The 19951-nt window shown below is 73.4% G+C and carries 24 protein-coding genes; 14 read left to right on the plus strand and 10 right to left on the minus strand.

From position 1 onward, the window contains the following. Positions 1-4: 4 nt before the first annotated feature. Both RZ50_RS06415 and RZ50_RS06420 read left to right on the plus strand, forming a co-directional pair. Positions 5-751 (plus strand): futalosine hydrolase, encoded by a 747-nt coding sequence (locus RZ50_RS06415; RefSeq protein ID WP_217680282.1) that lies wholly within the window; start codon positions 5-7, stop codon positions 749-751. Continuing rightward, positions 744-1598 carry a 1,4-dihydroxy-6-naphthoate synthase gene (locus RZ50_RS06420; protein ID WP_196947422.1) on the plus strand — a complete coding sequence of 285 codons (855 nt, stop codon included), beginning with the start codon at positions 744-746 and terminating at the stop codon, positions 1596-1598. Before RZ50_RS06415 ends, RZ50_RS06420 begins: the two co-directional genes overlap by 8 nt. 31 nt (positions 1599-1629) lie before the next feature. On the opposite strand, the gene RZ50_RS29835 is transcribed toward RZ50_RS06420, so the two are convergent. Then, positions 1630-2013, minus strand: coding sequence for a cold-shock protein (locus RZ50_RS29835; protein ID WP_030289703.1), 384 nt, complete (start codon positions 2011-2013; stop codon positions 1630-1632). A 478-nt stretch (positions 2014-2491) separates the two neighbouring features. Between RZ50_RS29835 and RZ50_RS06430 the strand changes: the two genes are divergently transcribed. Then, on the plus strand, positions 2492-2722 hold the full coding sequence (locus RZ50_RS06430; RefSeq protein WP_196947421.1) for a hypothetical protein: 231 nt from the start codon (positions 2492-2494) through the stop codon (positions 2720-2722). A gap of 16 nt (positions 2723-2738) precedes the next feature. Here RZ50_RS06430 and RZ50_RS06435 read toward each other — a convergent pair whose 3' ends face one another. Then, on the minus strand, positions 2739-3368 hold the full coding sequence (locus tag RZ50_RS06435) for an HAD family hydrolase (RefSeq protein ID WP_196947420.1): 630 nt from the start codon (positions 3366-3368) through the stop codon (positions 2739-2741). A 99-nt stretch (positions 3369-3467) separates the two neighbouring features. Here RZ50_RS06435 and RZ50_RS06440 point away from each other — a divergent pair, with 99 nt between their 5' ends. The 4 genes from RZ50_RS06440 to RZ50_RS06455 all read left to right on the plus strand — a co-directional run bounded on the left by RZ50_RS06440 (position 3468) and on the right by RZ50_RS06455 (position 7458). Beyond that, positions 3468-4511, plus strand: a complete 1044-nt coding sequence (locus RZ50_RS06440; RefSeq protein ID WP_196947419.1) for an iron ABC transporter permease — start codon at positions 3468-3470, stop codon at positions 4509-4511. Further along, a complete protein-coding gene (locus RZ50_RS06445; protein ID WP_196947418.1) occupies positions 4508-5554 on the plus strand; it encodes an iron chelate uptake ABC transporter family permease subunit in 1047 nt (348 codons plus the stop codon). Before RZ50_RS06440 ends, RZ50_RS06445 begins: the two co-directional genes overlap by 4 nt. Beyond that, entirely contained in the window at positions 5554-6369 is an 816-nt protein-coding gene (locus RZ50_RS06450; RefSeq protein WP_196947417.1) for an ABC transporter ATP-binding protein, read from the plus strand. Before RZ50_RS06445 ends, RZ50_RS06450 begins: the two co-directional genes overlap by 1 nt. Before the next feature lie 72 nt (positions 6370-6441). Continuing rightward, on the plus strand, positions 6442-7458 hold the full coding sequence (locus RZ50_RS06455) for an iron-siderophore ABC transporter substrate-binding protein (protein WP_196947416.1): 1017 nt from the start codon (positions 6442-6444) through the stop codon (positions 7456-7458). Positions 7459-7589: 131 nt separating this feature from the next. On the opposite strand, the gene RZ50_RS06460 is transcribed toward RZ50_RS06455, so the two are convergent. Next, complete coding sequence (locus RZ50_RS06460) at positions 7590-8399, minus strand: AraC family transcriptional regulator (protein ID WP_196947415.1); 810 nt, start codon at positions 8397-8399, stop codon at positions 7590-7592. Between the two features lie 65 nt (positions 8400-8464). Here RZ50_RS06460 and RZ50_RS06465 point away from each other — a divergent pair, with 65 nt between their 5' ends. After that, complete coding sequence (locus tag RZ50_RS06465; RefSeq protein ID WP_196947414.1) at positions 8465-9046, plus strand: TIGR03086 family metal-binding protein; 582 nt, start codon at positions 8465-8467, stop codon at positions 9044-9046. A gap of 288 nt (positions 9047-9334) precedes the next feature. Then, positions 9335-10018, plus strand: coding sequence for a hypothetical protein (locus RZ50_RS06470; RefSeq protein WP_196947413.1), 684 nt, complete (start codon positions 9335-9337; stop codon positions 10016-10018). Positions 10019-10139: 121 nt separating this feature from the next. On the opposite strand, the gene RZ50_RS06475 is transcribed toward RZ50_RS06470, so the two are convergent. After that, a complete protein-coding gene (locus tag RZ50_RS06475) occupies positions 10140-11006 on the minus strand; it encodes a LysR family transcriptional regulator (RefSeq protein ID WP_196947412.1) in 867 nt (288 codons plus the stop codon). A gap of 71 nt (positions 11007-11077) precedes the next feature. Here RZ50_RS06475 and RZ50_RS06480 point away from each other — a divergent pair, with 71 nt between their 5' ends. Then, on the plus strand, positions 11078-11446 hold the full coding sequence (locus tag RZ50_RS06480; RefSeq protein WP_196947411.1) for a nuclear transport factor 2 family protein: 369 nt from the start codon (positions 11078-11080) through the stop codon (positions 11444-11446). A 57-nt stretch (positions 11447-11503) separates the two neighbouring features. Here the strand turns inward: RZ50_RS06480 and RZ50_RS06485 are convergent, their stop codons facing one another. Further along, the gene (locus RZ50_RS06485; protein WP_308271505.1) at positions 11504-12673 is read right to left on the minus strand and encodes a serine hydrolase domain-containing protein; all 1170 of its coding nucleotides are present in this window, start codon (positions 12671-12673) and stop codon (positions 11504-11506) included. 379 nt (positions 12674-13052) lie between these two features. Between RZ50_RS06485 and RZ50_RS06490 the strand changes: the two genes are divergently transcribed. Continuing rightward, positions 13053-13619, plus strand: coding sequence for a choice-of-anchor C family protein (locus RZ50_RS06490; protein WP_196947410.1), 567 nt, complete (start codon positions 13053-13055; stop codon positions 13617-13619). A gap of 38 nt (positions 13620-13657) precedes the next feature. Here the strand turns inward: RZ50_RS06490 and RZ50_RS06495 are convergent, their stop codons facing one another. Next, positions 13658-14251, minus strand: coding sequence for a DUF4291 domain-containing protein (locus tag RZ50_RS06495; RefSeq protein ID WP_196947409.1), 594 nt, complete (start codon positions 14249-14251; stop codon positions 13658-13660). A gap of 75 nt (positions 14252-14326) precedes the next feature. Between RZ50_RS06495 and RZ50_RS06500 the strand changes: the two genes are divergently transcribed. Further along, on the plus strand, positions 14327-15034 hold the full coding sequence (locus RZ50_RS06500) for a carbon-nitrogen hydrolase family protein (protein ID WP_196947408.1): 708 nt from the start codon (positions 14327-14329) through the stop codon (positions 15032-15034). 57 nt (positions 15035-15091) lie between these two features. On the opposite strand, the gene RZ50_RS06505 is transcribed toward RZ50_RS06500, so the two are convergent. After that, entirely contained in the window at positions 15092-15346 is a 255-nt protein-coding gene (locus RZ50_RS06505) for a hypothetical protein (protein ID WP_196947407.1), read from the minus strand. Positions 15347-15595: 249 nt separating this feature from the next. Here RZ50_RS06505 and RZ50_RS06510 point away from each other — a divergent pair, with 249 nt between their 5' ends. Further along, complete coding sequence (locus RZ50_RS06510) at positions 15596-16186, plus strand: hypothetical protein (protein WP_196947406.1); 591 nt, start codon at positions 15596-15598, stop codon at positions 16184-16186. 60 nt (positions 16187-16246) lie between these two features. Here RZ50_RS06510 and RZ50_RS06515 read toward each other — a convergent pair whose 3' ends face one another. Continuing rightward, positions 16247-17296 (minus strand): acyl-CoA desaturase, encoded by a 1050-nt coding sequence (locus tag RZ50_RS06515; RefSeq protein ID WP_196947405.1) that lies wholly within the window; start codon positions 17294-17296, stop codon positions 16247-16249. A gap of 76 nt (positions 17297-17372) precedes the next feature. Then, positions 17373-17978, minus strand: coding sequence for a TetR/AcrR family transcriptional regulator (locus RZ50_RS06520; RefSeq protein ID WP_196947404.1), 606 nt, complete (start codon positions 17976-17978; stop codon positions 17373-17375). Between the two features lie 69 nt (positions 17979-18047). Between RZ50_RS06520 and RZ50_RS06525 the strand changes: the two genes are divergently transcribed. Beyond that, positions 18048-18920 (plus strand): alpha/beta fold hydrolase, encoded by an 873-nt coding sequence (locus RZ50_RS06525; protein WP_196947403.1) that lies wholly within the window; start codon positions 18048-18050, stop codon positions 18918-18920. A gap of 21 nt (positions 18921-18941) precedes the next feature. Here RZ50_RS06525 and RZ50_RS06530 read toward each other — a convergent pair whose 3' ends face one another. Then, positions 18942-19664 carry a hypothetical protein gene (locus RZ50_RS06530; protein WP_217680284.1) on the minus strand — a complete coding sequence of 241 codons (723 nt, stop codon included), beginning with the start codon at positions 19662-19664 and terminating at the stop codon, positions 18942-18944. Positions 19665-19951 lie beyond the last annotated feature (287 nt).

The raw sequence follows: 19951 nt of genomic DNA on the forward strand, positions 1-19951 counted from the left end.
CGCGATGACCGCGCACGTCGCCGACGCGCATCCCGAGCGGCCGGGCCCCGAGCGGGCCCGGCTGCTCGTCGTCGTCGCGGTGCCCGCCGAGGCCGAGGCCGTGCTGCGCGGCCTGCCGGGCGGGGCGGACGACCTGCCGCTGCCGGGCGGCACGCTGCACCGGTCGGCGGGCGCGCCCGTGGACGTGCTGGCCGCCGGGGTCGGCCCGGCCGCGGCCGCGGCGGCCGCCTCGGCCGCGCTCGCGGCGCACCCGTACGGCCTGGTCACCTCGGCCGGGATCGCCGGCGGCTTCGCCCCGCTCGCCCCGGTCGGCGCCACCGTGGTGGCCGACGCGATCGTGGCCGCCGACCTCGGCGCCGAGACCCCCGAGGGCTTCGCCGACGTCACCGAGCTGGGCTTCGGCACCACCCGGCACACCCCTCCCCCGGCCGCCGTGGCCCTGGCCGCCGAGGCCCTGGGGGCCGTGACCGGCCCGGTGCTGACCGTCTCCACCGTCACCGGCAGCGCGGAGCGGGCCGCCGCGCTGGCCGCCCGCCACCCGGGTGCCGCGGCCGAGGCGATGGAGGGCTTCGGCGTGGCCGAGGCCGCCGCCCGTCACGGCGTTCCGGCCTTCGAGCTGCGCACCGTGTCCAACCCGGTGGGCCCGCGCGACCGGGCCGCCTGGCGGATCGGCGAGGCGCTGGCCGCCCTGGAGCGGGCCTTCGCCGCGCTGCCCGTCCACGAACTGATCGAGGAGGCCGGCCGTGGCTGAACGGCTGAGCATCGCGTACTCGCCCTGCCCGAACGACACCTTCGTCTTCCACGCCTGGGCACACGGCCGGGTGACCGGGGCGGACGCCCCCGAGGTGACCTTCGCCGACATCGACATCACCAACGGCCTGGCCGAGCGCGGCGAGCTGGACGTGCTGAAGATCAGCTACGGCGCGCTGCCCTGGGTCCTGGAGGAGTACGCGCTGCTGCCCTGCGGCGGGGCGCTCGGGCGCGGCTGCGGCCCGCTGGTGCTCACCCGGCCGGGCGTGGGCTCCGCCGCGGACCTCGCCGGGAAGACCGTCGCGGTGCCGTCCGAGCGTTCCACCGCCTACCTGCTGTTCCGGCTCTGGGCCGCAAAGGCGGTACCGGGCGGCTTCGGCGAGATCGTCGTCCTGCCGTTCCACGAGATCATGCCCGCCGTCCGGGACGGCCGGGTGGACGCCGGCCTGGTGATCCACGAGGCCCGCTTCACCTACCAGCAGTACGGCCTGCACAGCCTGGCCGACATGGGCGAGGCCTGGGAGCGGGAGACCGGCCTGCCGATCCCGCTCGGCGCGATCGTCGCCCGGCGCTCACTGGGCGCCGAGCGGCTGCGCGAGCTCGCCGGGACGATCCGCGACTCCGTCCGGCAGGCCTGGGCGGACCCGGCGGCCAGCCGTGAGTACGTGCTGGCGCACGCCCAGGAGATGGACCCGGCGGTCGCCGACCAGCACATCGGGCTGTACGTGAACGAGTTCACCGCCGACCTCGGCGAGGAGGGCTACGAGGCCGTCCGCGCGCTGCTCACCCGGGCCGCCGCGGAGGGGCTGGTGCCCCCGCTCGACCCGGGTGCGCTCGCGTTCGTCTGAGGCCGTCCGACGGCTCCCGCCCGGCCGGCCGTCAGACGTCGAACTGGTCGGCCACCGCGCGCAGCAGGCCGGCCAGCTTCTGGCCGGTCGGCTTGGCCGGGTAGCGGCCGCGCTGGAGGCCGGGCAGCACCGCGTCCAGGGTGGTGATCAGGTCCTGGACGATCGGCGCCATGTCGTCGGCGCTCCGGCGCTGGGCCGCGGCCACCGACGGCAGTGCGTCCAGCAGCTGCACGGCCATCGCCTGGTCCCCGCGGTGACCGGCGACCACGCCGAACTCGACCCGCTGGCCCGGCTTCAGCACGGTGACACCGGCGGGCAGCGCCTTGGTGTGGACGAAGACGTCGCCACCGTCGTCGCGCGACAGGAAGCCGAAACCCTTCGTCTCGTTGAACCACTTGACCTGGCCGGTGGGCATCTCGAACAGTCCTCGAATGGGTGTGAGGGATCCCGGCCCGGGCCGGGGATCACTGGGTGGTGGTGGAAAGAAGACGGCCGACCTCGGCTCCGCGCCCGCGGGCGCTCACGGTCAGCACGTTGTCAGGAGCAGACTAACGGTCCGTCAATGCCTCATCCGCGTTCCGCGATGGATCCGCGTTCCGGGGCCCGCTCGTGGCGGTGGCGGCGCGCGCATCTCGCGGTCCCGGGTGACCCGGTACTGGCACGGCCGGGGCGCGGCTCGGCGCAGTCCATCGGCTCACACCCCCGGATCTGAGGACACGGGACGCACCTGTGAGCGCCCCTCGGCACCCCCTGCATACCCCCGCCCAGCAGGGATCAAAACGTTCAGCTCCCGGGAAACTGCGCAACGTGACCGGGCCGCTGCGATGGGCGGCCCCGGCGGCCGCTCTGCCAGACTGGGAGCGCCCCAGCACAACCCTGCGGAAGGAACCGACGTGAGCAGCCAGAGCACCGACCCCGGCGACGTCTACGTCAAGGCCGGAGCGGTCGTCTTCGGCCTCGGCGCGCTCGCCACCCTGGTCACCTTCGTCCCGCTGTTCCTGCACCTGACGCCCCTGCCCACGGCCGCGTACTGGCTGAGCATGCTGATGCCGGCCGGCTTCCTGTCCGCGCTGACCGGGCTGTTCCTGAACGCGCGGGCGCAGCGCCGCCGGGTGGAGTCCTGACCGGTCAGGTAGGGGCCTAGGCCTCGCCGAGGTGGGCGGCGAGCCAGTCCGGGAAGCCGGTGAGGTCGGCCAGCACCACGTCCGCCCCGGCCTCGCGCAGCTCGTCCGCGCCGTACGGGCCGGTGGCCACGGCGACGGCGAGCGCCTCCGCGTGCCGGGCGCCCCGGATGTCGCCGAGGTGGTCGCCGACGTAGATGCTCGCGCCGTACTCGCGCAGCACCTCGCCCTTGGTCTCGGCCCACAGGTCGCCGGCCACCGCGTCCGCCGCCATCCCGGCGTGCTCCAGGTGGAGGCGGGCGTTCGGCTCGTACTTGCCGGTGATCACGGCGACCCGGCCGCCGCGGGCGCGGACCGCCTCGATGGCGGCGTGCGCGCCGGGCAGGGCCACGGTCGGGGCGAAGGCGTGGTCGCGGTAGAGCTCGCGGTAGCGGTTCACGGCCCGCTCCGCCTCGTCCTCCGGGAACCAGTTGCGGATCTCCTCCAGCAGCGGCGGGCCCAGCCGGGTGACCACGAGGTCGGAGTCGATGTAGGTGCCGGTCTCGGCGGAGAGTGCCTCGTAGGTGGCGCGGATACCCGGACGGGTGTCCAGCAGCGTCATGTCGAGGTCGAAGCCGACGGTGAGCGGGGCGGGTGGGATCGCGGGCATGCCGTCAGGCTAACCGAGCGACGACGCGGACGACGAGGGGATTTGCCCCGGCTCGGAGGCGGAACTTAGGTTTGCCTGAGTTGTCTGCGGAGAGGGCCCATGACCGACACACCCGCACCACCCGGTACACGGCGCACCCCCCGCCGTACGCCGCGCGGCCGAATACCGTGGCTCGCCGCCGCGCTGGCCGTACTGGCCGTCGCGGTGCTGCTGAGTCTGGCGGTCGGCAGCCGGACCGTCCCGTTCTCCGAGACCGTCGACGCGCTGCTGCACGGCGGCGACTCCGCCAACGCGGTGGTGATCCGCGAGCTGCGGCTGCCCCGGACGGTCGTCGGGCTGGCCGTCGGCGCGGCGCTCGGCCTGGCCGGGGCCGTGATGCAGGGCCTGACCCGCAACCCGATCGCCGACCCGGGCATCCTCGGCGTCTCGCAGGGTGCGGCGGCGGGCGTGGTGGTCGCCATCTCCGGCTTCGGGATCTCCACCCTCACCGGGTACGTCTGGTTCGGTTTCGCGGGCGCGGTGGTCGCCACCGTGCTGGTCTACGGCCTCGCCGGCCGCGGCCGGGGCGGGGCGACCCCGATCAAGCTGGCGCTGGCCGGCTCGGCGATGTCCGCGTTCATCGCCTCGCTCAACACCCTGGTGCTGACCACCGACGCGGCCACCATGGACCAGTTCCGCTTCTGGCATGTCGGCTCGCTCTCCGGGCGCACGGCGGACGTCGCCTGGCAGCTGCTGCCGTTCCTCGCGGTCGGGACGGTGCTGGTGGTCTCGGTGGCCCGCGGGCTGGACGCGCTGGCGCTCGGTGAGGACACCGCGAAGGGCCTGGGCGCGAAGACCGGCCTGGTCCGCGCGGTCGGCGCGCTCGGCGCCACCGTCCTGACCGGCTCGGCCGTCGCCGCCGCCGGCCCGATCGCCTTCATCGGCCTCGCCGTCCCGCACGCCGCCCGCGCCGTCGCCGGCGCCGACCACCGCTGGGTCCTCGCCTTCTCCGCCGTCCTCGGCCCCGCCCTGCTGCTGCTCGCGGACACCCTCGGCCGGGTGCTGTTCCCGCCGTCCGAGGTCCCGGCCGGCGTGATGACGGCCCTGGTCGGCGTCCCGGTGCTGGTGGCGCTGGTCCGGCGGCGGAAGGTGGTCGCCGCATGAGCTCCGTTTCCCTGCGCGGGTACTCCGTGGTGCGGGCCGGGCGGGCGTCGTTCCTGCTGCACCGGCGTTCGGCGCTGGCCGCCGGCGGGCTGCTGGTGGCGCTGGCGGCGACCGTGGTGGCCTCCCTCTGCCTGGGCGAGTCCACCGTGTCGCCGGGCGAGGTCGTCAAGGTGGTGCTGGGGCAGCCGAGCCCGGACGAGCTGGTGGTCGGGGAGTTCCGGCTGCCACGGGTGGTGGTCGGGCTGCTGGTCGGGGCGGCGCTCGGGCTGGCCGGGGCGCTGATCCAGACCGTGGCCCGCAATCCGCTGGCCAGCCCGGACGTGGTGGGCGTGACGTGGGGCGCGACCGCGACCGTGGTCGGGCTGATGGCGTACGGCGTGGTCGGCTCGACCGGCGAGGCCCCGTACGCGGCGGTCGGCGGCGGGCTGGTGGCCGGGCTGCTGGTGTACGCGCTGGCCTGGCGGCGCGGGCTGCACGCGCAGCGCTTCGTGCTGATCGGCATCGGCATCAGCGTCGCCCTGTCGTCCCTGACCTCCGTGTTCCTCACCAAGGGCGACGGTTTCCAGGCGCAGGCCGCCAAGGTCTGGATGACCGGCAGCCTGAACGGTGCCGGTTTCGACCAGGCCGGCTGGCTGGCCTGGGTGCTGCTGGCGGCCCTGCCGGTGGCGCTGTGGGCGGCGCGCGCCCAGCGGTCGATCTCGTTCGACGACGCGACCGCCGTCGGCCTCGGGCTGCGGCTGGACCGGATCCGCCTGGGCATGGCGCTGCTGGGCATCGTGCTGGCCTCCTGCGCCGCGGGCGCCGCCGGGCCGGTGGACTTCGTGGCGCTGATGGCCCCGCAGATCGCGCTGCGGCTGGCCCGTTCCGCGCAGGTCCCGCTGCTGTGCTCGGCGCTGACCGGCGCCCTGGTGGTGGTCCTCGCCGATCTGATCGCCCGGCGCCTGCTCGCCCCGACCGAACTGCCGGTGGGCGTGGTGACCGGCATGGTCGGCGCGCCGTACCTGATGTGGCTGCTCATCCGATCCCGCCGTGGAGGTTCCTGATGTCCGCACCCCGTCTGGAGGCCCGGGGCCTCACCCTGGCCTACGAGGCGCGCACGGTCGTCGAGGACCTGGACGTCCGCATCCCCGACGGCCGGGTGACGGTGATCGTCGGCCCGAACGCCTGCGGCAAGTCGACGCTGCTGCGGGCGCTCGGCCGGCTGCTGAAGCCCGTACGGGGCTCGGTGCTGCTGGACGGCGAGGAGCTGGCCCGGATCCCGACCAGGCGGATCGCCCAGCGGCTCGGCCTGCTGCCGCAGTCGCCGACCGCCCCGGAGGGCATCTCGGTGGCGGACCTGGTGTCGCGTGGCCGCCAGCCGCACCAGAGCTGGTGGCAGCAGTGGTCGCCGGAGGACGAGGCGGCGGTCGCGGAGGCGCTGGAGCGCACCTCGACGGCGGAGCTGGCCGAGCGCAGCATGGACGAGCTGTCCGGCGGGCAGCGCCAGCGCGCCTGGATCGCGATGGCGCTCGCCCAGGGCACGGACATCCTGCTGCTGGACGAGCCGACGACCTACCTGGACATCGCGCACCAGGTGGAGGTGCTGGACCTGGTGCGCCGGCTGAACGTGGAGCGCGGCCGGACGGTCGTCGCCGTGCTGCACGACCTCAACCAGGCCGCCCGGTACGCCGACCACCTGGTGGCGATGCGCGACGGCCGGGTGGTGGCGCAGGGCGCGCCCGGGGAGGTGGTGACGGCGGAGCTGGTGCGGGAGGTGTTCGGGCTGGAGTCGGTGGTGGTGCCGGATCCGGTGACGGGCACGCCGTTGGTCGTTCCGGGCGCTCCCTGGGCGGCGACGGTGGAGCCGGTGGACGCTTAACGGCACTTTAGGTGTCATTTCGGACATAATCGACGCGCCCTCGTCCATTGCCGAGCCTCCCGAGGACCGCCGATGCAGGACCCGTCGCCGCAGGACCCGCCGCCGATGCCGGGCCGGCCGGTGCCCCGGATCGCCCGCCGTACGTTCCTCACCGGCCTCGGCGGGGCCACGCTCGCGGCGTGCACGTCCCCGCAGCCGGCCCCGCCGCCGCCCGAGGAGGGCTTCGGCCCCTCCCCCACCCCGGCGCCGCCGGTCACGGTGAACGCCGCGACCGGCCCGGTGGTGGTGCCGGGCGAGCCGATGCGGGTGGTCGTGCTGGACACCGACGTGCTCGACTCCGCGCTGACCCTGGGCATGACCCCGGTCGGCGCCGCCCTCCCGTCCGCGGACACCCGCTTCCCCGACTACTGGCCGGCCTCCCGCACCTCGCGCATCCGCCTGGTGGGCCCGTCCGGCGCGCCGGACCTGGAGGCCGTACGGCTGCTGCGGCCGGACCTCATCCTCTCCAACCAGACCCGCGACGGCGACTGGTTCCCGCAGCTGAGCGAGCTCGCGCCGACGGTGCTCACCCAGACCGCCGGGGCGTCGTGGAAGTCCGACTTCCAGCTGCACGCCCAGGCGCTGGGCCGGGTGGCGGCCGCGGCGGCCTTCGTCGCCTCGTACCAGAAGCACGCCGGGCAGGTGGTGCAGGCGCTGGCGGCGGCGAAGCTGTCGGGGCACCGGGTGAGCCTGGTGCGGTTCGTGGAGGGCGGCGGGATGCGGGTGTTCGGGCGGCAGAGCTTCCCGGGGACGGTGCTCGCCGACGCCCAGGTGGGGCGGCCGGACGCGCAGAACGTCGACCAGTCGGACTTCGAGGTGCCACCGGACCAGCTCGCCAAGGCGGACGGCGACCTGCTGCTGTACGCCACGTACGGCGACCCGGGCCGGGCCGGCACCAACGCGACGCTGGCGAGCCCGGGCTGGCAGGCGCTCGGGGCGGTCAAGGCGCACCGGGCGTTCCCGGTGGACGACCAGCTCTGGTTCCAGGGGATCGGGTACACTGGCGCCAACTTCATGCTGGACGAGCTCCAGCGCTTCCTGGGGGCCTGAGCCGTGGGCCTGGGCCCCCGCGGAAGTCCGGTCGAGCTCGGCGAGGTGCGCGAGCGGATGGCCTACGCGCGGTCGACCGGCGAGCCGTTCGCGCGTGCGCCGGTCAGCCCCGAACTTCCCTGGCGTCGCGGCTAGTTGGCGCTGACATAGCGGCCCGGGGAGACACCGACGGCGGCCGTGAAATCCCGGGTGAGGTGGGCCTGGTCCGCGTACCCGAGTTCGGCGGCGAGTGCGGCCAGGTCCAGCCCGCCGTCCGTACGGGCCCGTTCGGCGGCCTCGTGGAGGCGGGCGCGGCGCAGCACCCACTTCGGGGAGGCGCCGACGTACTCGGCGAACAGGCGCTGGAGACGGCGGACGGTCAGGCCGAGTTCGCGGGCCAGCTCGTCCACCCGGCACAGGTCCGGCGAGCCGGTGATCCGGTCCACCACGGCGGCGACCTCCTCGGCGACCGGGTCGGGCGCGGGGAGGCGGGGGCGGAGGAAGGCGTCGGCGCGCCGGGCCTCCGGTTCGCCGCCGAGCGGTCCCCCGTCGAGCAACTCCTCGTTGAGCCGGTCCGCCTCGGGCCCGAAGTACTCGGCGGCGGGGACGGACCGGTCGGCGAGGTCGCCCACCGGGTGCCCGGCGAACGGGCGGAAGGCTCCGGGGCGGAACCGCGCGCCCAGCACGTGCCCGGCACCCTCCAGGCGGCGGACGAACACCGAGCGGTCCACCCCGTACACCCGGGCGCGCGGGGCCTCGAAGACCAGGTGGACGTTGGGGTGGGCGAGCACCTTCTGCTCGTACGGGGCGTGGCCGGTCAGGTCCCAGCGGACCAGCCAGTAGTACTCGACGAACCGCGCCACGTCGGGGGCGGGGGCGAGCCGGTCCACGCTGATCAGCTCGGCCGCCCGGGCGGGGTGGAGCACGCCGCGGCCGAGGTGGGGAGGGTGCGGGGAGGCCATGCGGGCCAGGCTAGTCGTCGCGTTTCTTCAAGACCGGGCGGCGGGGCCGTCGGCAGGATCGGGGCATGAACGCTCACCACCCGATGCACCCCCTCCTGGCCCGGGCCGCCTCCGTCGCGGCCGGCGTCGCCGCCGCCGTCCCGGCCGGCCTGCCGCTGGACGGGCCGACGCCCTGCGCGGAGTTCGACGCCCGCGCCCTGATCAACCACTGGGTGCTCTACACCTCGCACGGCCTGGAGCACCGGGCACGGCGGGTCGACCTCCCCGGGGAGCTGATCGCGCGGGACTTCACGGCGGACGCCGACTGGCGCGAGGCGTACGCGGCGCAGCTGGAGCGGGCGGTCGCGGCCTGGGAGGATCCGGCGGCCTGGGAGGGGGACGTCGACCTGGGCGGTTCGCCGTTCCCGGCGGTGGGGATCGCCCGGATGCTGGTCCTGGAGCTGCTGCTGCACGGCTGGGACGTCGCCCGGGCGACCGGCGGGCGGATCGAGGTCGACGAGGAACTCGCCCTGCTGGCCGGGGAGATCGTGGCGGAGAACGCCGAACTGTTCCGCCAGTACGGGGGCTTCGCCGACCCGGTGGCACTGCTGGACACCGCCTCGGCATGGGAGCGGGCGCTGGCCGCCTCCGGGCGCGATCCGAGGTGACCGCAGCGGCGAACTCGTCGGTGTCCGTCATGGCTTGACTGACGGTCAGGGACGTTTCCAGGCCAAGTTCATGACGTGACCATGGCGCCGTATTCAACCCGTTCCGGCTCCGGCTAGGGTCGCTCCTGCTCCACAACCCCGGCGCCACACGGCCGTCGTGCGGTGCCCTATGGACCTGCCCGATAGGACTGATGTGAAGTGAACGAAACGCATCACCGCCTGCAGGAACGTCCTTCGAAAACAAGCCTCCTGAGCCGCCTCGCCTCCATCGCGAGGGTCATCGCACTGATGGTGGCCGCCCTCACCGGCCTCTCCGCCGGCACCGCCAGTGCCGCCCCCGCGGCCGACGGCGGCGCCCGGCACGTCGCCTCGTCCGGGGCCGCCGCCCGGCCCGCCGCACCCGGTCTCGCCGGAGCCGGATGGATCTGTCGGGGCGCACCCGTCACTCCGGGCTACGTGCTCACCATGCACACGAACAACGGCTGCAACGGGGCCGGCATGTGGTACCAGCAGCCCGTGCGGGACGGGATCTGGACCTGCGCCACCTCGCCGATCCCGGCCGGGTACGTGCTCTCCGGCCACAACCCCACCGGCTGCGACGGCTACGACTCCTGGTACATGCGGCTGCCCGTCGACGGCCTGTGGACCTGCGGCACCTCGCCGATCCCGCCCGGCTGGGTGATCACCGCCCACCAGGGCAACGGCATGGGCTGCGCCAACATCGACGCCTGGCTCATGAACCGGGCCCGGGACGGCCAGTGGACCTGCGCCGGTTCGCCGATCTGGCCCGGGTACGTGAACACCAACCACCAGCTGAACGGCTGCGGCGGGATCGGCTCCTGGTTCACGCAGCTGGCCCGGCCCGGGCTGTGGGTCTGCCCCTACCAGCCCATCCCGGCCGGCTACCACACCACCACCTGGAACGGCTCCTACTGCGGCGGCGTGGGCGCCTGGCTCCTCGTGCGCAACTGACGACCTGAAGGCCCGGCGTGGGAGGGGCCGCGTGCGCCCCTCCCACGCCGGGCCGGTTCGCGTTCCGGGCGTTCCCCGCCGTGGCTTCGGCCGCGGCTTCGGCCGTACTCCCGACCGCGTCTCAGCGCAGTGCCGCCTGGAGCTTCGCGCGGAGCAGGCGTACGGCCGGGGACTGCTGGTCGCGGCGGGCGATGAGGCCGAGCCGGGCGTGCGTGGCGGCGTCGGCGAGCGGGACGGCCCGCAGACCGGCGCCGGCGGAGGAGGCGCTGAGGACGGCCACGCCCGCGCCGCGTTCGGCGAGGCGGAGCAGAGCGGCTGGGGAGCTCGCGTCGATGTCCACGCGCGGGTCGACGCCCCGGCGGCGGCAGGAGTCCTCGTAGGCGGCGCGGATGCCGGTGCCCGAGGAGAGGCAGAGGATCTTCTCGCCCCGGAGGTCGGTGAGTCGGAGCTTCGCCCGGTCGAGGGGGTGGCCGACGGGGAGGACGGCGGCGATCGGCTCGTCGATGACGACGGTGCTCTCCAGGCCGGACGCGACCTCGCCCGCGTAGCCGATCAGCGCCAGGTCGAGGGAGCCGGCCAGGACCTGCGACTGGAGGTCGTCGGAGTGGCCCTCGTGCAGGCTGAGTTCGATGCCGGGGTGAGTGCGGCCGAGGTCGGCGACGGTGTCCAGGAAGGGCGGGATCGAGCAGCCCGTGATCATGCCGAGCCGGACCCGGCCACGGACGGCCTCGGCGAACTCGGCGGCGGTGTGCTGGATGGCGTCGAGGGTGGCCAGGGCGTTCTTGGCCAGTGGAAGCACGGCCTCGCCCGCGGGGGTGAGGCGGACCTGGCGGCCGGAGCGGTCGAGGAGCTGCTGCCCCAACTCGCGTTCCAACTTCGCCACCTGGGTGCTGATGCCGGACTGGCTGACGTGCAGGCGATGGGCGGCGGCGGTGAAGGTGCCCTCGTCGGCGACGGCGGCGAAGTAGCGCAGCTGATGCATTTCCATAACTGTTGATGATAGCTGGCATCGGATCTATCTGTTGGACGGATAGCCGAGGTGGTCGGGAGGATGGGGGCATGACGACGACGAGGAATGCGCGTGAGCTTGCCGAGACCTACTTCACCGCCTGGGAGGCAGGCGAGTTCGAGACCATGCGGGGGCTGCTGGCCGAGGATGTCGACTTCGTCGGGGCGCTGGGGACGGCGTCGGGAGTGGAGGAGGTACTGGCCGGGCTGAAGGGGCTCGGGCAGGTGCTGGAGAAGATCGACGTGAAGGTGCGGGTGGCCGAGGGCGACGAGGTGATCACCTGGTTCGACCTGTGCACCGGCATCGCGCCGCCGGCGCCGACGGCGAACTGGATGCACGTGGAGGGCGGGAAGATCGTCCGGATCCGGGTGACGTTCGACCCGCGCGGGCTGCTGGCGGGCTTCGAGAAGCAGGGCTGAGCAGCACCGGAACGGGTGGAGCCGGGCCAGGTTGCCGTGGCCCGGCCACCCGATCACTCAGCGGCAGAGGGCCGCGTCAGCCGCGTCCGCGACGCGCTGCTTGACCTCGTGCGACGGAAGCGTGGTCACCGCGATGTTCGCGGCGCGGCCGTCCTCCGTCACACCACCGCGCGTGGTGTAACCGGGGAGACTGCCGCCGTGCCCCCACGAGAGTCCCCCGCAGGGAAGCGGGTGGCTCTCGATGCCCAGGCCGTAGCGGGCGCCGGGGCCCATGTACTCGGCCGGGATGGTGGTCCGCATCTGGGTGAGCTGCGCCGGGGGCAGCAGCTCTCCGCCGATCAGGGCGGAGAAGAAACGGTTCAGATCCGTGTTGGTGGACACCATGGCCCCTGCGGCCCACGCCCAGGACGGGTCCATCTCCGTGATGTCCTGCAACGGATCGCCCGGCTTCTCCGACAGGTAGCCGTGCGGGTGGCGCTCACGGATGGTCATGTCCCCCTGAGCGGGGAAGTACGTGTGGCGCAGACCGATCCGGTCGATCACGCGCTTGGTGATCTCCTCCCCCACGGGCCGCCCGGTCACCTTCTGCACGATCAGGCCGGCCACCACGTAACCCGTGTTGCTGTACTTCCATCCCGCTCCGGGGGCGAAGTCGGGCTTGTGCGCGAGGGCGACATCGAGCAGGGCGCGCGGCTCGATGTACTGGTCGGCGCCGGACATCTCAAGGAACGACGTGTAGTCCGCAAGTCCGCTGGTGTGCTGGAGGATCTGCCGGACGGTGATGTTCCGCCCGTCGATGCCGTCCCCGTGGACGAGGCCGGGCAGGTAGGTGTCGACGGAGGCGTCCAGATCCACCTTGCCCTCCGCCACGAGCTGGAGGACGACGACCGCGACGAAGGTCTTGGTGTTGCTGCCGATCCTGATCTGCCCGTCGACGGGTACCTTCGCCCCGTTCGCCAGATCGCCCACGCCCGCCGTGTAGTTGCGGGTGCGACCGTCCCGACCACGGACGGCCGCCAGCACCCCGGGCTGACCGTCGTCGGCGACCAGGGCGTTCAACCGCTGCTGGACCACATCCGTCCTCGCGAGGCCGGGGCCGTCTCCGGACGCGGCGACAGCCGGCGGAGCGAGCGACCCCAGAGTGAGGGCTCCGGCGGCCACGGCGACGGCGGCGGCCACCGCTCCGCGGCGAGCGGAGCGGAACCGGTACGGGGCAGGCGAGTTCACGAGGCGACTCCTCAAACGGGGCGTGCACGATGCGCCGGGACTCCCGGCCCGCTCAGGACATCACGCGACCGCGCGAGCCGCCGTCGCCATCGAGGACGACCGCCCTCCGCCCGCATCGTCCTGACGGCGTATCGGAAACCGAGACCAGGGGCTGAGCCGGGCGGCTTGACGCACTCCCACGCGCATCGCCACACGCGAGCGCCCCCGTCACTCGGACGGACGATGCTGCGCACACGATGTGGTGCCCTACCTTTGCGTTGCTCCGGCCAGCCGGCCCGTCGGTCCGTCAACTCGTCGGCCAACCTGCGGACATCACGCAGGCGGGACGCCCGACGTCCAGCCGGTCGGCCCTTCGCACCGCTGTCCCCTGGAGGGATCCATGTCCTCATCGCGCCTGTCCGCCGCCGCCATGACCGTGGCCGCCATGCTGGCCATCGGCTCGCCGACCTCCGCCCGGACCCCCAGCCGCTTCGACGACGGCAGCTTCGAGTACCCCCGGGCGCCCGTCAACCTCTTCACCCCGTACTACCCGGGGCAGTCCATCGGCCCCTGGCTGGTCACCGGCCAGACCGTCGACCTGATCGGCCAGGGCACCTGGCAGGCCACCGAAGGCGACCAGTCCGTCGACCTCAACGCCGCCGGCGCCGTGAACCAGACCTTCACCACGACACCCGGCACCACCTACACCGTGACGTACGCCCTCGCCGGCAACCCGGACAACAATCCCCCGGTGAAGACGGGCAAGGCCCTCGTCGACGGCCAGGACCGCCAGGACTTCTCCTTCGACACCACCGGCAGGTCACACGCCGACATGGGCTACGCGAGGCGCCAGTTCACCTTCGTCGCCGCCAACCCCACCACGGAGCTCACCTTCGCCAGCACCACCGGCGCCGACCACCACGGCCCCGTCATCGACGACGTCCTCGTCACCGCCGGCTCCCCCTGAGCACCTTCGCACGACCGGCCGGACAGAACCTGGCGGGTTCAGGGCCGCAGATGAGCCGTTGCCGCGCCGTCCACGGGATATGGGCGCTCTGCGGGCAGGAGCTCCCGGGCCACGGACACCTCACCGGCTCTGACGTGGGCGTGGATCGTGCGGGCGAGGTCGGTCACGTCGGTGATCGAGACCGCCCAGTCGTCCGCGTAGCAGCCCGCGGCTCGCCCGGCGAGGCCCAGCTGCAGCGAGCGGTGCGGAAGCGGCTGCAGGTGGAGGTCACGCTCGGGATCCCACTGCACCCGGGCCGGGGCCCGCTTCAACTGTCTCCTCCACGAAGCGCGGTCCTCGTGGATCCCGTGTTCGTAGTGGGTCAGGCAGGCGTGCTCCAGGGCCCACTCGAAGCCCTCGCGGGTGATCTCGACGGCGAGGACGGTCTCCTGGCCTTCGCCGGTGGCCCACCCGGAGCGGTACATCATCCACAGGAACGAGGGCTTGATCCACGTCATCCGGTCCCGCTTCCAGGCCTCGGGGAAGCGGCCGTCGCGCGCGGCCGGCAGCCCGATCTCCGGGGTGTACGCCTGGTAGACGGTCACCGTGGAGTCGGTGTGGAGAGCGCGGATCTCATGCTTGGGCACTGTCACGCCGCCCAGGGTCGGTGCTCCGGCGCGGTGCGCGCCATCGAATTACCTCCCCGGCGGCGTGCCATGCTGGGCCGCATGAAGATCGCTGCCGCCCAACTGACCTGTGTCCCCGGCGACATACCCGCCAACGTCCAGCAGCTCGCCGATCTCGCCGGGCAGGCCCGCTCGCAGGGCGCCGAACTCATCGTCTTTCCGGAGCTGGCCCTCACCGGGTACGAACTCGACGCCCTGGCCGGCGATCCCCGCCTCTGGGTCCACCCGGACGACCCCCGCCTCGACGCCCTCCGTGCCACCGGAATCACCACCGTGGTCAACTGCGCCGTCCCCACCGGCGGCCCTCTCCCCGCCATCGGCACGCTGGTCCTCGGGAGCGACGGCGAGCTGATCACCACGTACTGGAAGCAGCACCTCTACGAGAACGAGCAGGGCGTCTTCGCCCCCGGCGACCGCGACGGCCGGTTCGAGCTCGGCGGTCTCCGCTTCGCGCTCGCCACCTGCTACGACAACCACTTCCCGGACCTCACCGCCCGCGAAGCCGCCGACGGCTGCCACGTGCACCTCGCCAGCTCCCTCTACGGGACCGGCAACGGCGTCCACGAGCGGGCGACGGTCTACCCGGGCATCGCCAAGGACCGTAACCTGCACGTCGTCCTCGCCAACCACGTCGGCCCGGCCGGCCCCTGGACCGGGTGCGGACGCTCCGCGATCTGGGCCCCGGGCGGCACCCTCCTCACCGAGGCCGACGACCGCACCACCACCGTCGCCATCGCCGACATCCCCTGAGCGAACCGAAGCAGGAAGTCGGCGGGGCCGACTTCCTGCTCCACTGGCATTCGCCGATCAGTCGGCCAGGCTGCCCCGGTACTCGACCGGGCCCTCATTCGGGAACTGGGCCGTACCCCGGAAGCTGTTGCCGTCGTCGAAGAAGGTGACGTTGCCCGCCCCCGCGTTGGGGCTGTTCCACGTGACGGTGGTCCCCGCCTCGGGAGCACCGTTACCGACAACGTCCCCACGGTTGCCGATGCTGAGCGTGAGGGGCGAGTCCTCCTGCCAGCCCCCGCCGCCCGTGTGGATCTCCGTGTTGTACGTGGCCATGCTCTTCCCCTTCCCGGTCACCGCACCGGCGACCGGTGCGGCTACGACTGTCGGAACCGGCGCCCGGACGACGCCCGCCCGTACCAACGCCCCGACCAGCGGAAGGACACTGGCCAGACCCCCGATCCACCACAGCGCAGTACGTCACCCCAACTCGGAATCCCCCAGCACGCTTTGCGAAGCACTGGAACCGGTGCACCCCGCGCCGCGTCGCACCGCCGTCACCTCCACTTCCGAAGGAGAGCCAGTGTGAAGAAGGTCCTGTACGGCGTCTCCACCGTGCTCCTGCTGGCCGGGTGCGGCTCAGCGGGGTCGCCTCCCGGAAGGGACTCGGCGCCCATCGAGCGTCAGAAGCGCTCCCTCGCCTGCGGAACCAGCGTTGCTCCGCCGGTGGCGCAGTCCACTGACAGCGACCCCGTGCACCTCGTCGTGACCGCCGCGACGGTGGACGAACAAGGTGTCACGCTCTCGTACCGGATCACCGCGTCGGACCCGAAGACCATGCTCACCGTGCCCATCGGAGAGGTGCCGCCCACCGGCCTGCTCCTCAGGGACGGCAGGATCGTCGCGACGACGAAGCCGGCCGGCACGCCCTCGGCCACGGACGGAACCCCCACCGTCAACGGCCTCCCGGCCATCGGATTTCCGGTGGGCCAGCGCCCCTACGAACAGACGCTCCTGATCGACACGGCCTGCCCGGGGACCACGTTCAAGGACGTGATCGCCGATCCGGCCCGGTACCGGGCAACGGTGATCATGTCGGCGCAGAACCTCGGAATGCCGAAGGACACCACAACGCCCCTGGTCGAGGATGCCCAGGCCCCTGAGGCAGGACGCTGAGAGGGCCCCGATCCGCGCAGGAAGTCGGCGGGGCCGACTTCCTGCGCGGGGCGGGCGTCCTCAGTCGCCGGAGCGGATCGGCTCGCCCGTCCGGTGCAGGTGGCCGAGGATCTCGCGGTAGGAGCGGAGCAGGCCCGTCTCGTAGTACGGGATGCCCTTCTCCGCGCAGAACTCCCGGGTGATCCGGGCGGCCCGGCCGAGCGCGGGGGTCGGCAGGTTGGGGAAGAGGTGGTGCTCGACCTGGTAGTTGAGGCCGCCCATCACCGAGTCGATGACCGGGCCGCCGCGGACGTTGCGCGAGGTGAGCACCTGGCGGCGCAGGAAGTCGAGCTTCATGTCCGGCGTCACCATCAGCATGCCCTTGTGGTTCGGGGCGAAGACGCAGCCCAGGTAGACGCCGAGCAGTGCCTGGTGCACGGCGAGGAAGGCGACCGCCTTGCCCGCCGGGAGCGCGGCGAGGACGAGGCCCAGGTACCCGGCGAAGTGCGCGACCAGCAGGGCGCCCTCCAGCAGCGGGCGCTTCATCGTGGGGCTGCGCAGGGCCCGGAAGCTGTTGAAGCTGAGGTTGAGGCCCTCCAGCAGGAGCAACGGGAAGAACAGGTAGGCCTGCCGGCGGCCGATGAACCGGGCCAGGCCGCTCGCCTGGCGGGCCTGCCGCTGGGACCACACGACGAGGTCCGGGGAGACGTCCGGGTCCCGTTCCTCGTGGTTCGGGTTGGCGTGGTGGCGGGTGTGCTTGTTCATCCACCAGCCGTAGCTCATGCCCATCAGCAGGTTGGCGGCGATCCGGCCGCCGATCTCGCTCGGCCGCCGCCTGTCGAAGACCTGCCGGTGCGCCAGATCGTGGGACAGCAGGCCGAGCTGGGCGAAGACGACGGACATCGCGGCCGCCAGGCCGAGCTGCCACCAGGTGTCGCCGAGCGCGAACAGGGCGTACCAGCCGCCGAGGAACGCGGCGAGCACCAGGCCCGCACGGACGGCGTAGTAGCCGGGGCGCCGGTCGAGCAGGCCCTCGGCGGCGATCCGGCGGCTCAGCTGGGCGAAGTCGCTGCCGCCGCCCCGGCGTTGCGGGGCGGGGGTCTCGGTCGTCGTCACGGACTGTGTGAGCATGCTCCGAGTCTGGTTCGGCGCGCCGCCCGGGAGAACGGGGACAGCACCCGTCCCGTACGGGTGCTAACCCCCGTACTCAGCCGCCGGCGGACGGCAGGAACAGCTCGTCCAGGTGGTGGGTGAGGATCGCCAGCGCCGCCTCGCCGTCCCGCTGGCCGCCCAGCACGCTCTGCCCCAGGCCGTTGACCATGGCCAGCAGTCCGGCCGCCGCCATCTCGACGTCCCGCTCCGGCGCGATCTCCCCGGCCTCCCGGGCCGCGCGGAGCTGCTTGACGAGGAAGCTCTCCAGCAGGTCCGGCTGGCTCACCCCGTGCTTGCCGATCGCCTCGGCGTCGGTGAGCACCAGCGTGTAGTAGGCGGTGTACGTGCGGGTGATCCGGCGGCTCTCGGCGTCGGTCGGCAGGATGCAGGACAGGATCGCGGTCACCACCTCGCGGGGGGCGCGCGCCTCGCCGATCCACCGTTGCATCCGGGCCTGGAGCTGGGTGCCGAGCCGGGCGAAGGCGTCCAGCAGCAGGCCCTCCTTGGTCGTGAAGTAGTACTGCACCAGGCGCAGCGAGACACCCGCCTCGGTCGCGACCGCCCGCATGCTGGCCGACTGCAGACCCTCGGTGTCCGCGATGCGCAGCAGGGCCTCGGCGATCTGCCGCCGGCGCTTCTCGTGGTCGACCTTCCCGGTCATGACATGGCCTCCATGGTTCGCCCTCCCACTCTTGGTACACCCGTATCATGCATGTGATACACATGTACCATGCGAATCAGCGAGTTCAGGAACGGCAAGGCCGAGGACCGCTACCGCGCCGCCTACGAGCGCGCGCTGACCCGGCTCTGGCCCGGGCAGCGGACGTCGATCGACGTCCCCACCGACTTCGGCACCACCCGCGTCCACCGCACCGGCCCCCGGCAGGGGCAACCGATCGTGCTGCTCCCCGGCTCCGGCGGCAACGCCCTGATGTGGCACGGCCACCTCGACGAACTCTCCCGACAGCACCCCGTCATCGCCGTGGACACCATCGGCGAACCCGGCGCCAGCGTGCAGACCGCCCCGATCAAGGACGGGCACGACGCCGCCGACTGGCTGGAGGAACTCCTCACCGCCCTCGACGTCCCGGCCGCCCACCTCGTCGGCTGCTCCTACGGCGGCTGGATCGCCCTCCACCACCAGATCCGCCACCCGGGACGGACCACCGGCCTCACCCTCGTCGACCCGGCCGGCCTCGCCGACGTGGGCCGGCGCTTCTACAGGTGGCTCGTCCTCGGCGGCCTCGCCGCCCTGGCCCCGCGCGCCCTCCGGCCCCGGCTGGCGCGGGCGGTCGGCAACAGCGCCATCCTGGACACCGAGCTGATGACCCTGATGCGCGCCTCCACGGGCTTCCGCCGCCGCCTGCCCCTGGCCACCACCCTCACCGACGACGAACTGGGCCGCCTCAGCGCCCCCGCCCTCTTCCTCCTCGGCGAACGCAGCGCCCTGCACGACTCCCGCGGCGTCGCCGAACGCCTGCACCGCCTCGCCCCCGCCGCCCGGGTCGAGATCGTCCCCGGCGCCGGGCACGCCCTGCCCACCGACGACCCGGCGGCCGTCACCGAGGGGATCCTCACCATGGCGGCGCAGCAGCCGAGTTGATGCGCCGCGGTCTCAGCCCTGCTACGACGGGCGGCGGCGCATGCTGAGCAGCAGCAGGACAACCGCCGAGATCACCGCGGACGTCCGCAGCACCCCCGGGGCCATCGACCAGCTGAACTGGCCCAGCGGGGAGCCCGCCTGCACCCCGGCGGCACCGCCGGCCTCCTTGGCGCGCTGCATCGCGAACAGGGTGCTCGCGCTCATCGTGGCCAGCGGAATCCCGAGGATCACGAACTTGCGCATCAGATCTGAGAGTTGCCGGGACAGGTAGCCGAGGCCCCAGCCCGCCAGCATCGCCGGGAAGAAGCCGGTCACGGCGCCGCCGACCAGCAGGCCGCAGGAGAGCAGGATCAGCGGGGACGGCCTGCGGGCGCCCTTGGCCGAGCCCTTGCCCTGGTTGGCGGCGGGCACGGCCTTGGCCCGCGCCTTCCGCTGCCGCTTCGAGCCCGCCGCGGGCGGGGCGGGCGCAGCGGCCGGGGGCGCGGCCTCCTCCCCCGCGCGCTGCTCGGGGATCGGCTTCGGCGCGGGCTGCGGCGTGTCGGAGAAGTCGAGCATCGTCATGGTCCACGGGCCCGAACTCTGCACCGTCGGCGGCGGGATCACGGCCGAGCGGTCCTCGGGCCCGGTGACGCCCGGCAGATCCAGCGAGACCTGTTGCAGACCGCCCGCGGCCGGCGCCGACGGGGCGCCGTACACGCTGTCCTCCGCCTCGGCGGCGCTCGGCGCGCTCTCAGCCGACGGCACGGAAGGGCTGGAGGAGCCGGACGGACCGGAAGGCCCGGAAGAGGCCGAGGGGCCGGAAGCCCCGGCCGACCCGGAAGAGGCCGCCCGCTCGCTCCACGGCCCGCTCTTGCGCCACCACTCGCCGTCCGTCATCACCGACACCCCGCCTCGCCCGTACCCGGCCGCCCACCGAACCGCCCTCGGCCGTGACGCTACCCACCCCGCCCCCGACCACGCGAGTCCACCGGGCACCCGACACCGCTCCACCGGGCCCGAACACCGCTCCGCCGCTCACGAGGACACCGCTC

Source organism: Kitasatospora sp. SUK 42, assembly GCF_015776785.2.
GTDB lineage: Bacteria > Actinomycetota > Actinomycetes > Streptomycetales > Streptomycetaceae > Kitasatospora.

What these genes read in the sequence shown, in the direction of transcription:
- RZ50_RS06415 (WP_217680282.1), top strand. Translation starts at nt 5, where the DNA reads ATGACCGCGCACGTCGCCGACGCGCATCCCGAGCGGCCGGGCCCCGAG.
- RZ50_RS29835 (WP_030289703.1), bottom strand. Translation starts at nt 2,013, where the DNA reads ATGCCCACCGGCCAGGTCAAGTGGTTCAACGAGACGAAGGGTTTCGGC.
- RZ50_RS06435 (WP_196947420.1), bottom strand. Translation starts at nt 3,368, where the DNA reads ATGCCCGCGATCCCACCCGCCCCGCTCACCGTCGGCTTCGACCTCGAC.
- RZ50_RS06440 (WP_196947419.1), top strand. Translation starts at nt 3,468, where the DNA reads ATGACCGACACACCCGCACCACCCGGTACACGGCGCACCCCCCGCCGT.
- RZ50_RS06445 (WP_196947418.1), top strand. Translation starts at nt 4,508, where the DNA reads ATGAGCTCCGTTTCCCTGCGCGGGTACTCCGTGGTGCGGGCCGGGCGG.
- RZ50_RS06450 (WP_196947417.1), top strand. Translation starts at nt 5,554, where the DNA reads ATGTCCGCACCCCGTCTGGAGGCCCGGGGCCTCACCCTGGCCTACGAG.
- RZ50_RS06455 (WP_196947416.1), top strand. Translation starts at nt 6,442, where the DNA reads ATGCAGGACCCGTCGCCGCAGGACCCGCCGCCGATGCCGGGCCGGCCG.
- RZ50_RS06460 (WP_196947415.1), bottom strand. Translation starts at nt 8,399, where the DNA reads ATGGCCTCCCCGCACCCTCCCCACCTCGGCCGCGGCGTGCTCCACCCC.
- RZ50_RS06465 (WP_196947414.1), top strand. Translation starts at nt 8,465, where the DNA reads ATGAACGCTCACCACCCGATGCACCCCCTCCTGGCCCGGGCCGCCTCC.
- RZ50_RS06470 (WP_196947413.1), top strand. Translation starts at nt 9,335, where the DNA reads ATGGTGGCCGCCCTCACCGGCCTCTCCGCCGGCACCGCCAGTGCCGCC.
- RZ50_RS06475 (WP_196947412.1), bottom strand. Translation starts at nt 11,006, where the DNA reads ATGGAAATGCATCAGCTGCGCTACTTCGCCGCCGTCGCCGACGAGGGC.
- RZ50_RS06480 (WP_196947411.1), top strand. Translation starts at nt 11,078, where the DNA reads ATGACGACGACGAGGAATGCGCGTGAGCTTGCCGAGACCTACTTCACC.
- RZ50_RS06490 (WP_196947410.1), top strand. Translation starts at nt 13,053, where the DNA reads ATGTCCTCATCGCGCCTGTCCGCCGCCGCCATGACCGTGGCCGCCATG.
- RZ50_RS06500 (WP_196947408.1), top strand. Translation starts at nt 14,327, where the DNA reads ATGAAGATCGCTGCCGCCCAACTGACCTGTGTCCCCGGCGACATACCC.
- RZ50_RS06505 (WP_196947407.1), bottom strand. Translation starts at nt 15,346, where the DNA reads ATGGCCACGTACAACACGGAGATCCACACGGGCGGCGGGGGCTGGCAG.
- RZ50_RS06515 (WP_196947405.1), bottom strand. Translation starts at nt 17,296, where the DNA reads ATGCTCACACAGTCCGTGACGACGACCGAGACCCCCGCCCCGCAACGC.
- RZ50_RS06520 (WP_196947404.1), bottom strand. Translation starts at nt 17,978, where the DNA reads ATGACCGGGAAGGTCGACCACGAGAAGCGCCGGCGGCAGATCGCCGAG.
- RZ50_RS06525 (WP_196947403.1), top strand. Translation starts at nt 18,048, where the DNA reads ATGCGAATCAGCGAGTTCAGGAACGGCAAGGCCGAGGACCGCTACCGC.